At 60.9% G+C, this 16,018-nt stretch carries 14 protein-coding genes; 5 read left to right on the top strand and 9 right to left on the bottom strand.

Annotated features, from left to right (window positions below):
* Window positions 1-298: 298 nt before the first annotated feature.
* Window positions 299-721 (bottom strand): organic hydroperoxide resistance protein, encoded by a 423-nt coding sequence (locus EGT36_RS10815; protein ID WP_003509379.1) that lies wholly within the window; start codon window positions 719-721, stop codon window positions 299-301.
* Window positions 722-913: 192 nt separating this feature from the next.
* On the opposite strand from EGT36_RS10815, the gene EGT36_RS10810 reads away from it, so the two are divergent.
* Window positions 914-1,372, top strand: coding sequence for a MarR family winged helix-turn-helix transcriptional regulator (locus EGT36_RS10810; RefSeq protein WP_037091694.1), 459 nt, complete (start codon window positions 914-916; stop codon window positions 1,370-1,372).
* Window positions 1,373-1,426: 54 nt separating this feature from the next.
* On the opposite strand, the gene EGT36_RS10805 is transcribed toward EGT36_RS10810, so the two are convergent.
* Both EGT36_RS10805 and EGT36_RS10800 read right to left on the bottom strand, forming a co-directional pair.
* Window positions 1,427-2,152 carry a L,D-transpeptidase gene (locus tag EGT36_RS10805; protein WP_004440507.1) on the bottom strand — a complete coding sequence of 242 codons (726 nt, stop codon included), beginning with the start codon at window positions 2,150-2,152 and terminating at the stop codon, window positions 1,427-1,429.
* 155 nt (window positions 2,153-2,307) lie between these two features.
* Complete coding sequence (locus tag EGT36_RS10800) at window positions 2,308-3,225, bottom strand: L,D-transpeptidase (RefSeq protein ID WP_125270390.1); 918 nt, start codon at window positions 3,223-3,225, stop codon at window positions 2,308-2,310.
* A gap of 166 nt (window positions 3,226-3,391) precedes the next feature.
* Here EGT36_RS10800 and EGT36_RS10795 point away from each other — a divergent pair, with 166 nt between their 5' ends.
* Entirely contained in the window at window positions 3,392-6,142 is a 2,751-nt protein-coding gene (locus EGT36_RS10795; RefSeq protein ID WP_125270388.1) for a heavy metal translocating P-type ATPase, read from the top strand.
* Between the two features lie 152 nt (window positions 6,143-6,294).
* The gene (locus tag EGT36_RS10790) at window positions 6,295-7,077 is read left to right on the top strand and encodes a glycosyltransferase family 32 protein (RefSeq protein ID WP_006700020.1); all 783 of its coding nucleotides are present in this window, start codon (window positions 6,295-6,297) and stop codon (window positions 7,075-7,077) included.
* Window positions 7,078-7,112: 35 nt separating this feature from the next.
* Here EGT36_RS10790 and EGT36_RS10785 read toward each other — a convergent pair whose 3' ends face one another.
* From EGT36_RS10785 to EGT36_RS10770, 4 genes are all read right to left on the bottom strand, one after another.
* Window positions 7,113-8,078, bottom strand: coding sequence for an alpha/beta hydrolase family protein (locus tag EGT36_RS10785; protein ID WP_125270387.1), 966 nt, complete (start codon window positions 8,076-8,078; stop codon window positions 7,113-7,115).
* Between the two features lie 171 nt (window positions 8,079-8,249).
* Window positions 8,250-9,875 (bottom strand): cisplatin damage response ATP-dependent DNA ligase, encoded by a 1,626-nt coding sequence (locus tag EGT36_RS10780; RefSeq protein WP_004440496.1) that lies wholly within the window; start codon window positions 9,873-9,875, stop codon window positions 8,250-8,252.
* Window position 9,876: 1 nt separating this feature from the next.
* Complete coding sequence (locus EGT36_RS10775; protein WP_037091727.1) at window positions 9,877-10,887, bottom strand: ligase-associated DNA damage response exonuclease; 1,011 nt, start codon at window positions 10,885-10,887, stop codon at window positions 9,877-9,879.
* 264 nt (window positions 10,888-11,151) lie between these two features.
* Entirely contained in the window at window positions 11,152-12,681 is a 1,530-nt protein-coding gene (locus EGT36_RS10770; protein ID WP_006700017.1) for an MDR family MFS transporter, read from the bottom strand.
* 141 nt (window positions 12,682-12,822) lie between these two features.
* On the opposite strand from EGT36_RS10770, the gene EGT36_RS10765 reads away from it, so the two are divergent.
* Window positions 12,823-13,338 (top strand): MarR family winged helix-turn-helix transcriptional regulator, encoded by a 516-nt coding sequence (locus EGT36_RS10765; RefSeq protein WP_004440484.1) that lies wholly within the window; start codon window positions 12,823-12,825, stop codon window positions 13,336-13,338.
* An 82-nt stretch (window positions 13,339-13,420) separates the two neighbouring features.
* Window positions 13,421-14,080, top strand: a complete 660-nt coding sequence (locus EGT36_RS10760) for a glutathione S-transferase family protein (RefSeq protein ID WP_004440482.1) — start codon at window positions 13,421-13,423, stop codon at window positions 14,078-14,080.
* Between the two features lie 150 nt (window positions 14,081-14,230).
* Here EGT36_RS10760 and EGT36_RS10755 read toward each other — a convergent pair whose 3' ends face one another.
* Together EGT36_RS10755 and EGT36_RS10750 are read right to left on the bottom strand one after the other, a co-directional pair.
* The gene (locus tag EGT36_RS10755) at window positions 14,231-14,851 is read right to left on the bottom strand and encodes a glutathione S-transferase family protein (RefSeq protein WP_037091700.1); all 621 of its coding nucleotides are present in this window, start codon (window positions 14,849-14,851) and stop codon (window positions 14,231-14,233) included.
* A 134-nt stretch (window positions 14,852-14,985) separates the two neighbouring features.
* On the bottom strand, window positions 14,986-15,984 hold the full coding sequence (locus EGT36_RS10750; protein WP_037091702.1) for an asparaginase: 999 nt from the start codon (window positions 15,982-15,984) through the stop codon (window positions 14,986-14,988).
* Between the last annotated feature and the right edge of the window lie 34 nt (window positions 15,985-16,018).

Below are 16,018 nucleotides of genomic sequence, written 5' to 3'. Positions count from 1 at the left end.
GTCTACCCTTTCCTTGGAAAGAATATAGCACATTTCTTTCTGCAAACAAGAAGGCCGGGATGAACCCAGGAATGACGATCCGTGCGTAAGCCTGATATGTATCGTGTGCAGGGAGCCCCGCCCCGTCACCCCGGACTAGATCCGGGGTCCAGCGCGATCAAGTCCTTGATCGCGATAGACTCCTTTCAAGGCGCAGACGCGCCGGGGCTGGATGCCGGATCTAGTCCGGCATGCGGAGGAGACGTCGCGGTCCACTTCAGGCCGGGATGAACCCGCCACACATTTCAGACCTGAAAAATCAGGCTACCGAGACCGGCACTTCCGTGGAGGTGCGCATGGCGTGGCTGTAGGGGCAGACGATGTGCGCAGCAGCAACCAGTTTTTCAGCAACTTCGCGCTCGACACCAGGAATATTGGCCTTCAGCGAGACTTCGATGCCGAAGCCGCCGCCATCCTCACGCGGGCCGATACCGACGGTTGCCGTCACAGTGGTGTCTTCAGGAATCTTTACCTTTTCCTTGCCGGCGACGAATTTCAGCGCGCCGAGGAAGCAGGCGGAATAACCGGCTGCAAAAAGCTGTTCCGGATTGGTGCCGCGGGCGCCATCACCGCCCAGTTCCTTGGGAACAGTGAGTGTGACGTCGAGAACGCCGTCTTCCGACTTGGCGTTACCGGCGCGGCCACCGGTGGCAGATGCTTTGGTCGTGTAGAGAATTGGCATGACATTTACTCCTTCGGGTTGGCGTTGAGGCTCTTATAGCGAACAATTGAATTGTGCGCAATATAATTTTGCACATTGAATGCGAATTCGTTTTTTGCGATAATTTTCACGAAATTTCGCCGCGCATCCATGCGGCAGGAACCGAAAGCGGGGGCCGATTGTTCCCTCCCCGGTTGATTTTGGAGCAGGAAAATGGGTGCAGAGGGCGACGACAAGAAGATGGAAAGCCTGCTGAGGCTGGACCAGCAGATATGTTTTGCGCTTTACGGCGCGGCGCATGCCTTCACAAGGGCCTACAAACCGCTGCTCGACCCAATCGGGCTGACTTATCCGCAATATCTGGTCATGATGGCGCTATGGGAGAAAGAGACCTCCACCGTCAAGGCGCTCGGCGAAATGCTGGGGCTCGATTCCGGCACCCTTTCCCCGCTGCTGAAAAGGCTGGAGCATGCGGGGTTGATCACCCGCAAGCGCGGGACGGTGGACGAACGACAGGTGCTGGTGGCCCTGACGCCAAAGGGTGCGAACCTTAAAAAAGAGGGCGTGAAGATCATGGCGGCAATCGGCAATGCCACTGGTTGCGGGCTGGAAGAGCTGGTGCAGATCCGCGACCGTGTTAATGCGCTGAAGGACACCCTCACCCGACCCTGACGTAACAAAAAAGGCGGCACGGAGCCGCCTTTTTTCATATGAAGAAGTCGCGGCTCACTGCCAGACCACGACACGCGCCTTCTGCGGCACGCGGTCGTAGAGATCGATGACGTCCTGGTTCATCAGGCGCACGCAGCCGGAGGAGACCGCCTTGCCGATGGAGTTCCATTCCGGCGAACCGTGCAGGCGGTAAAGTGTGTCCTTGCCATTCTGGAAGATATAGAGCGCGCGGGCGCCGAGCGGGTTCTTCAGGCCCGGCGGCATGCCGCCGTTCTTGGAGGAATATTTGGTGAGTTCCGGCTGGCGGGCGACCATTTCGTCCGGCGGTGTCCACTTCGGCCATTTCTGACGCCACTGGATGACGCCCTCGCCCGACCAGGCGAAACCTTCGCGGCCAATGCCGACGCCATAACGCATGGCGCTGCCGCCCGGCTCCACCACGTAAAGGAAGCGCGAACGCGTATCGACAACCACGGTGCCTGGACGTTCGCCCGTCGGATCAACGACCCGCTGGCGGTAATAACGCCGGTCGATTTTCTGATACGGCACAGCAGGAATGACGTAACCGCCATCCTCGACCGAGCCGTACATGACGGCCAGTTCCGCGTCGCTGACGCCGGACGAGAACATCTGGCGGAAATCGCTGCCAATGGCACTTGCCTGCTGGCGGATGGCGTCTCCCGTGCCCGATGAGGCGCAGCCTGCGAGAAGCGAAGCGGAAGAAAGGCCAAGAAGGGAAAGAAAGGTGCGTCTGGAAAGATCTGTGTCGGTGCTTGTCATAAGGCCGGTTTGTCCCACATTTCGAACGGCTAGATCGCCGTTGTACGTCATTTGTTCCGTATCATGCGTATTGCGAAAATAGTTAACCGACCGCTAAAAGCCAGTCACAAGCTGCTGGCGGAATGGGTCCCCTATCTCTTTCTTTTAGAACGTGTTCAGATAACCACAATCTTCGCACCCTGCGGCACGCGCTCATAGAGATCGATCACATCCTGATTGAGCATGCGCACGCAGCCGGAGGACGTCGCTTTACCGACAGACTGCCAGTCCGGCGTGCCATGCACGCGGTACAGCGTGTCCTTGCCATCCTTGAAGATATAAAGCGCGCGTGCGCCGAGCGGATTGTTCAGACCCGGTGTCATGCCGCCATTGGCGGCGGAGATGGAGGCGAGTTCCGGCTGGCGCTTGACCATTTCATCGGGCGGCGTCCAGCGCGGCCACTTGGCCTTCCACTGGATCTTGCCACGGCCCGACCAGGCGTAACCGTCACGTCCCAGCCCGACGCCATAGCGGATGGCCTTGCCGCCGGATTGCACGAGATAAAGGAAATGCTGCTTCGTATCGACCACGATGGTGCCGGGCGCTTCCGCCGTCTGGTAGCTGACTTCCTGCCGGAGATAACGCGGATCGATGCGGCCATAGGGAATGGCCGGCAAGGAGCGATCCTCATCGCGGATCGGGCCATACATGACACGGTGCAGCGGATTGGAGACCGGCAGGCCATAGGCCACCGCCTGGCCTTGGCTCTGACCCTGGGGCACATTATAGCCCTGCACCTGCGGGGCCTGCAGCCCCTGGCCGCGCACCGGCGGGCCATATTCCTGATGGAAGCGGGTTCGGAACAGATCCGGCGGGCGCGTCGAAAGCTGGCCCGGCTGCGGCGGCAGTTCCGGCTGGCGATTGGAGCTGACGGAATTGAAATTGAACACCGGCGCCGTTTCCCTGACGAAGACGTCCGGGTCCATCCGGGTCGTATCCGTCACGAAAAGGCAGCCGCTCATCAGGGGCAGCAGGGCAAGCCCGACCAGAGAGGCCGCCCGGCGACCGTTTTTCGATAAAAGGAGTGCTATCATCTGAACCGCTTCATGGAATCCAATCTGAGGCCATGATGGACCGCGCGGCTGGCGCGAAGCTGGCGTCGGTTTTTCAAAAAAAATCGAAGAATCGCATTTTTCCTCTTGAAGCTCTAGTTGCTAGAGGTGCCAGATTGGCTGTCGAGTGGAATTCAGGAGCGAAACCATGAATATTTCGACACGCGGCAGTTTGAACGGGGAACCGGAGGCCCTGACCTTTTCGGTTGGTGGCATGGATTGCGGCAGCTGCGCGGCCAAGATCGAAACCGCGCTGTCGCGCCTGCCGGGCGTTGCCGACGTCAAGGTGTCGGTGGCCCGCGAGCGGCTGAACCTTTCGCTTGCCGAAAACAAAACCCCGGTGGAAAAAATCGAGGATACGTTGCGCAAGCTCGGCTTCAAACCCGCTCTGCTGCCGCGCGAAAAAGCGCCCGCAGCAAAGGTGGAGGCCGATCAGCACGACCATTCCTCCTGCGGCGGTCACCATCATGACACGCCCCAAACGGCTATTGAAAACAACAATGCGCTGACCTTTTCGGTCGGCGGCATGGATTGCGGCAGCTGCGCGGCCAAGATCGAAACCGCACTGTCCCGCCTGCCCGGCGTTGCTGACGTCAAGGTGTCGGTGGCCCGCGAGCGGCTGAACCTTTCGCTTGCCGAAAACAAAACCCCGGTGGAAAAGATCGAGGATACGTTGCGCAAGCTCGGCTTCAAGCCGGCCCTGCTGCCGCAGGAGAAGGCCGCGCGCGAAAAAACGCCGGATCAAAAGCACGAACACGATCATGATCACGCGACATGCGGTGGCCATCACGATCATGATCATTCCGGTCATGATCACTCCGGGCATGATCATTCCGGCCACGACCACGCGGCGCATGACCATTCGGGAGACGAGCAGCATTCCTGCAACGGGCATGACCACGATCACTCCGGCCATGATCATTCAGGTCACGATCACGGACACGACCATGCGGGCCATTCCCACGCTGCCGCACCTGCCGCCGCAAACCAGAGCGCCGAGATAGGGCACGCCCATGGCGCGGACGAAAAAGGTGCATGGTGGCGCACCGCCAAGGCGCGCAACACCTTCACCGGCACCATTCTGGTCGCGATTGCCTATGCGGCGGAACTGACCTTCCCGGCCTGGGGTAGTTACGCCTTCATCGTCGCCACGCTGGTCACGCTCTTCCCGATCGCACGCAATGCCTTTAATGCTGCCCGTTTCGGCGCTGTCTTCACCATCGAGATGCTGATGACCATTGCCGCCATCGGCGCGATCATCATCGGCGAGGCGGAAGAGGCGGCTATCGTCGTGCTGCTGTTCTCCGTCGGCGAATTGCTGGAAGGCTTTGCCGCCGCCCGCGCCCGCTCCGGCATCAAGGCGCTCGGTTCACTGCTACCGAAAACGGCGATGGTGGAGGAAAACGGCGCGCTTCGGCAGGTCTCCGCCGATCAGGTTCGCATCGGCCAGGTGGTCGTGGCGCGCCCCGGCGACCGTATCGCCGCCGATGGTGTTGTCATCGACGGCCAGTCCAGCGTCGACGAATCGCCGATGACGGGTGAGAGCATTCCCGTCGCCAAGGACAAGGGCGACCGCGTCTTTGCCGGCTCGATCAACCATGACGGTTCGCTGCGCATCCGCGTCGACCGTGCGCCGGAAGACAACACCATTGCCCGCATCATTACGCTGGTCGAAGAAGCACAGGATTCCCGCGCCCCGACCGAACGTTTCATCCAGAGCTTCTCACGATATTACATGCCGCTCATCGTCGCGATCTCGGTGCTGACCATCATCGTACCGCCCCTCGCCGGCCTTGGCGACTGGGATACCTGGATTTACCGTGGTCTCGCGCTGCTCCTGATCGGTTGCCCCTGCGCGCTGGTCATCTCGGTTCCCGCCGCCATCGCCTCCAGCCTTTCGGCTGCGGCACGCCACGGCATGCTCGTAAAGGGCGGCGCGGTCATCGAAATGCTGGCGCGCACCGAAACCGTCGCCTTCGACAAGACCGGCACGCTGACGCTTGGTGAGCCTGTCGTGACGGATGTGATCGCTCTCGACGGCAACGAGGCCGAGCTGATTGCGCAGGCCGCGACCATCGAAAACGAGTCGAGCCACCCGCTCGCCCGCGCCATCGTCAATCATGCCGAAAAGGCTGGCGTGAAGCCCCTGCCCGGCTCCAACATCAAGGCGATTTCCGGTCGCGGCATGCAGGGCAATGTCGGCGGCAAGGACCTGTTTATCGGCGCACCGCGCTTTGCGACTGAGGTCGGCACGCTCTCGAAGGATCTTGCCGACCGTATTTCCGCGCTGGAAAGCGAAGGCAAGACGGTGGCCGTGGTCATGGCCGGCGGCGCGGCAAGCGGCCTCTTCGCCATGCGCGACGAGCCGCGCAAGGACGCGGCCGAAGGCGTCAAGGCGCTCAAGGACATGGGCATTTCCTCGCTGATGCTGTCGGGTGACAATGCCCGCACCGCGCGTGCCATCGGTAACAAGCTTGGACTTAAGGCGCGCGGTGAACTCCTGCCGCAGAACAAGGTTGAGGAAATCCGCAAGCTTGCCGAAAAGAAGACCGTTGTCATGGTGGGTGACGGCATTAACGATGCGCCGGCCCTTGCGGCGGCCAGCGTCGGTGTTGCCATCGGCTCGGGCACGGACGTGGCGATGGAAGCGGCGGATGCGACGCTGATGCGCAACAATGTCGGCGACGCCGCCCGCCTCATCGGCCTTTCGCGCGCCACCATGAACAATATCCGACAGAACGTGACGATTGCGCTCGGCCTGAAGGCGGTGTTCCTGGTCACAACAGTTACCGGCCTTTCCGGCCTGTGGCTTGCCGTCTTCGCCGATACGGGCGCCACGGTTCTGGTGACCGCCAATGCCATGCGGCTGCTTGGATATTTCAACCGTAACAAAGCCTGATCGCAGCCCCTCCCCAACCGGCCGGGCCCCGTTAATCCGGGCTCGGCCGGTCTCATTTTCAGCGTATTGACAAACTAATTGCGTCCAATAAATACCGCGTACCGCCGTTTCCACGTGCGTGACAATCGATTCCACGCGCAGGAGCGCTGAACTTGGCAAAGCATGGCTATAACCGCATCGCGTACCGCGCGATCAAGATCGGTGGAAACATCGCCAAGGTCATTTTTTCCATCGATTTGTTCATCCGGCCCGGCAGAAGAAAAACGCTTCCGCAGCATCAGCCTGCCAGACGCAGCCCGAAATCGGAAAAGGCCATTCCCCGCATCATCTGGCAGACGAATTACTCCAATCGGGTCACGACGCCAATCTATGCGAATTTCCTGTTCAACCGTTGGCTGACGCCGGAATTCGAATATCGCTACCATGATGACGAGGCGTGCCAGGCCTATATCGACCGGCATTTTCCCGGACGTTACGCCGACGCCTTCCGTCGCCTGCAGGTGGGCGCCGCCAAAGCGGATTTCTGGCGCATTCTCGTTCTTCTGCAGGAAGGCGGCATCTATCTGGATATTGATTCCAATTTTGCGGCCCGGCCCGAAGATGTGATCGATACGGATGAAGAAGCCGTTTTCATTGCCATGAAGGACGGCGAAATCACCAACTATTTCATGGCGTCGAAACCCGGCCACCCGGCGCTCAGGCTGATAGCTGATCGTATTGCCCGCAATATCGAAGAAGGCACGCTCGTCAGCGTCTATGACATGACGGGCCCAACCGTGGTGCATGCCGTCGTCAAGGAACTCGGGCTGCCGGTCCGCAACTACCGGGAAATTTGCACCCAGGGCCAATTCACCAACAAGCGCGCCCAATATGCCGACAAGAAAGACGGCGCATGGTGGGCAGAGCAGGCCAAGACGTCCATCATCAAGACCTGAGACACCACACGCCTACGGACGGTGCAACATCGCGTTTACGCAAAGCCGTTGAAAAAACGGATGCTTTCCGCCACTGCGCCGGGGACGACACCATTATGGGTTCCCGCCAGCAGTTTTTTGTCGACCCTGAAACCCGAGGTCAGGGCGCGGTCCACAAAAAGCTGGTGATCGGCGTCGAAGGGCCGCTCCTCCGTACCGCGCAACAGCAGTGCCGGACATTTGAGGCTGGGGCCGAAACAGACGGAGGAGCGCATGATGAATTCGCGTTCGTCGGTTTCGTCGAAACAGATCTCCTCGCTATAGCGGTTGAAATAGCGCCATGAATTGACGCCAGCGGATATGGGGGCCGCAGCACGGAATTTACGGCTCATGGCTGCCAGAAGCGTGAGCGTGCCGCCATTGGAATGGCCGGCGATGAAGAAGCGAGCTCTGTCAATGCCGGGAAGATTTTCAAGATAGGTGGCCGCCGCCAGCGCATCCGAGGTTTCGTCGTAGAAGCCTGAATAATTGCCGTTCTGGCCGTTTTCGCCACGAAAGGACGGTAGCAGCACAACGAAGCCCGCTTCCCAATATGGCTTCATCAGCGCCCAATGGCCATCCCCGGTGGCGTTGCCGCCATGCAGGAAGAGGACGGCCGGTTTCAGTGTTTTTGACGGCTGGTAGTGGGAGAGCCAGGCGACAAGTTCGATCGAGCCATCCGGCCCGCCACGATAGGTGACACGCTCCGCCCCGGGCGGTGTGCCAAGCGCCGAGGACTTCTCCGGCGCCGCCATCTCGCGCAGCAGGTGGGTGTGGAAACGTCGGCGAGCCTCCGCATAATCCTGCCGTTCGAGCGGCAAGACTTCAGGTGTCGGAATGCCCGCTTTCACGGCGGGCGGCAGGACAAGCGCTGCTGACAGCCCCATTGCGCCAGCGAGCAATCCACGCCGCGTCATGCCCGGCGAGATCGTGCCGCTCTCTTCCTGTCCGAAGGGTGAGGAAAGAAAGCGTTTGTCTGCCATATGGTCACCTGACGAGGATGGTTGCATTAGCAGTTCAGCACTGCGGCGGGAGGCTGTCCAATCACGGATTCGCGAATGACAACAATGTATTCGCAGCCATCATGGCAATTTCTGGACGTCGCCTCGCCCCGACTGTGACGCCCAGGGAAATAAACAGGCGATCGTGCCACCCTAGCCTTCCACACCGTCGATCATCGCCACCAGTGTTGAAAGCCTGTCGGCTTCGGCCGGCAACTTGTCGGCGCGCAGCCGGGCAATGCGGGGGAACCGCATGGCGACGCCGGATTTGTGGCGGGTAGAGCGGTTGATGCCTTCGAAGGCAACTTCAAGCACGAAACCGAAATCCGGCGTGGCGCGCACCGCCCGCACCGGGCCGAAACGCTCGACGGTATTGTCGCGCACGAACTTGTCCAGCACCTCCAGCTCCGCATCGGTGAAACCGAAATAAGCCTTTCCGACAGGCACGAGCTGTTCGCCGTCCTCCCCCTCCGCCCAGACACCGAAGGTGAAATCGGAGTAATAGCTCGATCTTTTGCCGTGGCCACGCTGGGCATACATCATGACGGCGTCGATATTGTAAGGATCGCGTTTCCACTTGAACCAGGGGCCTTTGGCGCGCCCGGCCTGATAGGTGCTGTCGCGGCGCTTGATCATGACGCCCTCGATGACCGGATCGGGCGGTGCGGCGCGTAGCGTATCGAGCTCCTGCCAGCTGGAAAAGCCGATCAGTGGCGATAGGTCGAAGCGGTCATGCGGTGCATGTTCGATAATGTCAGACAGCCGGCCGCGACGCTGCAGATAGGTCTGCGCGCGGATATCGCTCTCGCCGTCGAACAGCAGGTCATAGGCGCGGATGAAGGCGGGATAGTCGTCCAGCATCTTCGCCGTCACCGTCTTGCGGTTCAGTCGCTGCTGCAGGTCGGAAAAGGTTCGGGTGAGATTGTTGGACCGTGCCGTGCCGCCAATCAGCAGCTCACCATCCATCACACCTTCGAAATCGATCGCGTCAAGAACGTCAGGGAAGGCGCCTGAAATATCGTCGCCTGAACGGGAATAGAGTTTCCGTGTCCCACCGGCGCGGGACAATTGCACACGAATACCGTCCCATTTCCATTCGGCGGCGTAGTCGGCGGGGTCCAGCCCATCGAGGTCGCCATCCGCCACCGGCGTCGCCAGCATCACCGAATGGAAGATGGCGGGCGTTGCCAGCACCGGGCGGTCCGCCTTGCCCTCGAGCCATGCGAAAAGCGGCGTATAGGGCGGCGCCAGCCCGTGCCAGAGGGTTTCGATCTCGATGATGTCTTTCCCCGCAAAATCCGCCAGCGCCTGACGCGCCAGCCGGGCCGAAACACCGATGCGCAGGCTGCCGGTGGCAAGTTTGAGGAAAGCGAAACGAGAGGACGTATCGAGCCGATCCAGGAGATCACGCACCGCACCGCGCACCTCCGTACGGCCGAGCGAATTCATCAGTGTCACCACTTCACCAAGACGCGGATCCTGTGCCTCTGAATCGTCAGCACCACCGATATTGCCCCAGACCAGCGAAATGGTTTCGGCGAGATCGCCCACATAATCATAGGAATAGCGGAACAGAACCTCATCCATCCGCTCCAAGACCAGTTCGCGCAGCAGGGCCGGCTTGACGCTTTTGAGGTCCAGCGTGCCGGCAATGGCCGCCAGCCCGTAACCCCGGTCGGGATCGGGCGTATCGCGGAAATAATCGGTCAGCAGCTTCAGCTTGCCATTGCGCGACGGGGTGAGAACCAGGCGGTCAAGAAGAGTGGCGAAGGCTTTCATCTCAATCCCCCTCGTCCTCGTAACCAACGAGATGCAGTGGCTTGGCGGCGATGCCCTGCAATTCGCACCAGCGCACCAGCGCCTCCTCCCGGCCATGCGTGACCCAGACGGCCTGCGGGGAAATTTCCTTGATCGTCTCCAGCAGTTCCGGCCAGTCGCAATGGTCCGAGATCACCAGCGGCAATTCCACACCGCCCTGCTTTGCCCTCTGCCGCACCATCATCCAGCCGGACGCGAAGGCAATCAGTGGTTCGTTGAAGCGGCGCGCCCAGCGCTCCTGAAACGCCGAGGGCGGTCCGACGACAATCGCGCCCTTGAAGGCGGAAGGATCGCTTTTTTCCAGTGTTGCGGGCCTGAGATCACCGAGATCGATACCCTGCGAGACGTAATAATCGCAGAGCCGCGCCAGCGCACCGTGGATATAGATCGGCTCGGCATAACCATTATCGCGCAGGAGCCTGATGACGCGCTGCGCCTTGCCCAGCGAATAGGCGCCGACAAGGTGCGTCCGCTCGGGAAACTGTTTGATGGAGGTGAGCAGTTTGGCCGTTTCCACACGCGGCAGCGGATGATGAAACACCGGGAGGCCGAAGGTGGCTTCGGTGATGAAGACATCGCAGGGCACCGACTCGAAGGGGGCGCAGGTGGGGTCGATGCCGCGCTTGTAATCGCCGGACGCCACGATGCGCAGACCGTTCATTTCTACGGAAATCTGCGCCGAACCCAGAACATGGCCTGCCGGATGGAAACCGACGGTGACGCCGTTTACCTCCACCCTCTCGCCGAATGCGACCGCCTGCTCGCTGCCACAGAAATCCTCGCCATAACGGATGCGCATGATATCCAGCGTCTGGCGCGTGGCCAGCACCGCGCCATGGCCAGCGCGGGCGTGATCGGAATGACCATGGGTGATGAGCGCCCGCGCCACGGGCCGCACGGGATCGATATAAAAATCACCCACCGGGCAATAAAGGCCATTGGGCGTGGAATTCAGGAGCTGTTCCGGCTTCATGTTCATTGAGATAGGGCCGCCCGCGCGAATCTAGAGTGCTGCGAGCATAACGCGGAACGCGCGTTAAATTTCCAATGGGCGCGTTTTTGTTTTGCGGAGACATCCCGTCATTCCGGCCTTGAGCCGGAATCCAGGAGCCGCGCGTCCGCGCGGCGAAAGAGTTATTTCAGCCCAAGGACTTGGGCTGGCTGGATACCGGCTCAAGGCCGGTATGACGGATGAGAGGTTTCAGCGAGAACCAAAGGTGACAACTGTCGGCCGCCCCTACTCCCCCGCCACTTCCGCGGGCTTCGCCTCAACCGCCGCCGGTAGCCGCACCGGTTTCAGCATCAGCGCCGCGGCAAGGCCGATGGCAGCGGTTGCGGCGGCCGCGAAGAACAGCGGCGTAAACGCATCCGAGTAGAGCGAGGCGACGGCGGCCTGGGAGGCTGCGGGCAGTTCCGAGAGGATTTTTGGCGTCAATTCCTCGATTTTGCCGACGCCGGGAATATCCACCGCCACACCCTTGAGGCTTGTGGATACGATGGCGCCATAGACCGAGATGGCGATGGCAGCACCACCCATGCGGGTCAGCGTTACCGCTCCGCTTGCCGCACCGATGTCAGCCTTGGGGGCCGAGTTCTGCACGCCGATGATCGGAGCCTGTTGGCCGAGGCCGACTGCGAAACCCTGCGCCAGCATCAGCACAGCGATCAGCCAAAGCGGCGTTCCCGCATGCATCTGCGTGAAGAGCAGCATGGCGATGACGTTGATTGTCAGGCCCGCAACCGAGAAGGGCTTGTAGACGCCGGTAATCGAAATCAGCCGTCCGGCCGAAAGCGAACCCATGACGATGCCGCCGGTGACCGCGATGAAGAACAGGCCGGCATGGGAGGGGGAAAGGCCGGTGGTCGTCTGCAGGAACAGGGCATAATAATTGACCATGCCGATGCCGATGCCGCCGCTGGTGAGCGAAACGATCATCAACAGCGGAAAGGTGCTGTCCTTGAAGAGACGCAGCGGCACTACCGGTTCCGGCGCGCGGCGCTCCACCTGCACCCAGAGGAAAGCGGCGATGACGGCGAAGGCGATGATGCCGAGGCTGGGGGCCGCGATGAGCGAGCCGAACAATTCGCTGCTGTCCGCCCAGAAGACCACGCTGGCAATGGTGGCCGCCAAGAGGACCGCACCGAGATAATCGATCTTCGGCTGGCGCGCCGGGCGGCGGTAAGGCAGCATCAGCGCCAGACCGGCAATAACGATGATGCCGAGCGGCAGATTGATCAGGAAGATCGACCGCCAGCCAAAGAGATCACTCATCGTGCCGCCGAGGATCGGGCCGACACTGCCCGACGCCATGATGGTGAGGCTGGAATAGCTCTGGTAACGGGCGCGTTCACGCGGTTCGAACAGATCCGCATTGACGGAAAAGATCGAGACCATGATGCCGCCGCCGCCGAGCCCCTGCAAGACACGGGCGGCAATCAGACTGTCCATCGACCATGCCAGCCCGCAGGCGAGCGAGCCGAGCGTAAAGATGACGACCGCAGCGATCATCACGTATTTCCGGCCGAACAGATCGCCGAGCTTGCCATAGACGGGCATGACCGCGCTGGTCGCCAGCAGATAGGCAGAGCCGATCCAGCCGAAACGCTCCAGCGCGCCGAATTCACCGACGATGGTGGGCAGTGCCGTCGATACGATCTGGTTATCGAGGGTCGCCATGAACATGGCCAGCATCAGAAACAGAAAGACGATGAGCCTGCGGCGATGATCCGACACAAGCGGCGCCACGGGGGCGGTGGACATATCCATGAAAAATCTCGTTGGCTTCAGGCAGATTTGCTGTGACAATTTGTGTGCTATCAGCATATATATGTCAATGGCAAGTTTTTGACATCTGTGCTATTGCCGCTAAACGTGATCGGAAAACAGCATCGAAAGGGACGATGAAGCGTGGCGACTGAGGAAAACTGGAACGAGGATCTGCCCGAGGACATCAAGCGGATCGGCAATACGATGACGCGCATGCGCATCATGATCGGCCGCCGCATCATCGGCCGCATGGCGCTTGCCAGGCTCGCTCCAGGTCTCGAACTTTCCCATATCGACGTGCTCGACATTCTACGCCGGGCGGAGGGCGATGTGACCGTGGGCGCGATTGCCGAGGGCATGCGCATCGATCCCTCACGCGGCAGCCGGGTTGTGGCCGATATGGTCGGGAGAGGGCTGCTGAAACGCGGCGTTTCCCAGCAAGACGCCCGCCGCAGCATCGTAGAGATCACCCCGCTCGGCACCAGTCTCTTGCAGGAAATGCGTCGGACGAAGATGAGCGTCATCGAGGACGTGATGGATGGCTGGCCGGCGGAGGATGTGGAGACATTCGCCCGGCTGTTCGAACGCTTCATCGACCGTTTCGAATGCCGGCTCTCGCCCGATACAGACCTCCTGCCGGATCAGAAAAAATCATAGTTGGCGCTGCGATCCACAGCTTCACTTTAGGAGGGCTAGACCGTAACTTGCCGCCATCTGACAGGTTGAAGGGGTAATTTCAATGTTGACGATTTACGGTGTCTACCGTTCCCGCGCCACACGCACATTATGGCTGGCGGGCGAACTCGGCATAGAATTCAAGCACGTGCCTGTGATACAGGCCCGCCGTCTTGCCGATCCGCTGGCTGCGGATGCGCCGCTCAACACGCTGTCTCCGGACTTCCTGGCCGTCAACCCGATGGGCACCATTCCCTGCATCGAGGATGACGGCATGGTGCTTTACGAATCCATGGCCATCAATCTCTACCTCGCCCGCAAATATGGCGGACCGCTTGCGCCGATCGATCTGAAGGAAGATGCGGCGATGCTGCAATGGTCCTTCTTTGCCGCGACCGAAGTGGAGACGAATTCGCTGAAGATTTCCTCCGCCATCGCCGAAGGCCTGTCGGAAAGTGATAGCGGCAAGGCCGTGATCGATGTTGCCAGCCGCCTGCTGAAGCGCCCCTTCCGGGTGCTGGAGCAGCATCTGTCCAGTCATGATTATCTGGTGGGCGATCGCTTTACCGTCGCCGATCTCAACGCGGCGGAAATCGTTCGTTACGCACAGGGCCACAAGCCGCTGTTCGACGCCCATCCGGCTCTGAAGGCCTGGCTGGATCGTTGCCAGGCCCGCACGGCGTTCAAGACGATGTGGGATACGCGCGCGGCCGAGGCGGCTTGAGCGGTTAAGCCCCTTACCCCTCCGTCATGCCGGACCTGATCCGGCATCCAGCCAGCCCAAGTCCTTGGGCTTAAAGGACCCTTCTCGCCGCGCAGACGCGTGTTGGCTGGATTCCGGCTCAGGGCCGGAATGACGGAAATACTGAGCCTTTCAGCCCCTCTCCCCCGCGAGCGCCCGCTGCACCGCCGGCCGGTCGTTCATGCGGCGGAAGTGGTCGTGCACCTTGGGGAAACGGGCAATATCTACGCCGTCGCTTTCCAGCCATCCGGACATGACGAAAAGATAGGGATCGGCCACGGAATAAGCAGTGCCCAGAACCCATGGGCCATGCAGCATGCCGTGCTCGATCAGTTCGAAGCATTCACCCATGGTCTGCGGCACCTTGGCCTTCATATCCTCAAGCGAGCTATCCTTGCTCGCCCAGCGACTGCCGCGCCGGCCGTGGGCATGGGCGACATGCACCGTCGAAGAAATGAAGGCGTTGAAGGACTGCATCAACGCGAATTCGAAGGGATCGTCGAGCGGCGCGAGTTTCTTCTCGGGCGCCATCTGGGCGATGAAGGCGAGGATGGCCGGCGTCTCCGTCAGCACGCCGCTTTCCGTCGCCAGTGCCGGCACGCGGCCCTTGGGATTGATCTTTAAAAATGCCTCGGAGCGTTGCTCGCCTTCCGCAAAATTGACGCGGTGGGCCTTGTAAGGCAGGCCCGATTCCTCCAGCACAATATGGCTGGCGCGGGAGCAGGAACCGGGGGAGAAAAACAATGTGAACATGGATATGAGACCTCCAAAGCAATGAAGCGCCCGCTTCTTCCTCATGCGGACACCGCCCCGCGAGGGCCATGGGGTGGCCGTCACGTGCGGGGCGTGTCATCATCATGCCGGCAAACGGCCGCGTCAAAGGTTATTTAGAGACCGACGACCCTGATATCGCCGACATGGATGCCGTTCCAATTGCGCATCTGCCGGTTCGCCATGCCGCTCAGCGCCTGTTGTTCGGCGCTGCCTTCATCGAAATAGCGGGCGAGCAATGCCGAAACCATGGCTTCCGCCGCACGCGTCGTGCCGTCTTCGCATTTCACCGCCATGGCGATGCCCTTTTCCGGCATGGCGGCGACGAAGACGCCCTCCGCGCCGGTCTTGGCGAAAATCTTGCCCGGCGCGATCTGCATCAGCTTCGTGCAGGCGCGGCCGGTGCCTGCCACATAAAAGGGTTCTGCCATGCAGGCCTCCATGAGCCGGCGCGAGGCGCTCGCCCGGCCGGCTTCCAGCCCCCTGCCCGTCGCCATCTTTGCGAAACCATGTGCCAGCCCTTTGAGCGGCACCGCATAGGTCGGGATGGAGCAGCCGTCCACGCCGCAATTGTCGTGACCCAGCGCAGCACCCGTCAGGCTCTCCATCGCCGCGCGGATTTCCTGCTGCAGCGGGTGGTCATAACCGACATAGCCCTTGGGGTCGGTGCCGGTATGGCAGCAGGCGCAGATGAAGCCTGAATGTTTGCCAGAGCAATTATTGTGAAGCGCCGTCGGCTTTTCCAGCGTGCGGGCCTGATGGATGATGGTTTTCTGGTCGGAGGACCAGTGCGCGCCGCATTCCAGCGTATCCACATCCCTGCCCGCCTTGGCGAGCATCGAAGCGGCAAGTTCCGCATGTGCGTCCTCGCCGGAATGGGACGAACAGGCAAGCGCCAGCTCGCGGCTGCCGAAACCATAGGCGTCCGCGGCACCGCTTTCCACCAGCGGCAGGGCCTGCATGGCCTTGCAGGCCGAACGCGGGAAGATGCCACGTTCCAGATCTCCCGTGGAATACAGCACGCCGCCATCGCCATCCACCACTACCGCAAGGCCCCTGTGGCGGCTTTCCACGAGATTGCCCCTGACGACTTCGACGGTAACGGAATTGTTCATTCTCTCAGCCTCAAAAAATTCTGATTTTATGTTG

This window comes from Agrobacterium sp. FDAARGOS_525, assembly GCF_003938925.1.
GTDB lineage: Bacteria > Pseudomonadota > Alphaproteobacteria > Rhizobiales > Rhizobiaceae > Agrobacterium > Agrobacterium pusense.
The sequence above is the reverse complement of the archived record's forward strand: the minus strand, read 5'-3'. Positions and strand labels throughout refer to the sequence as shown.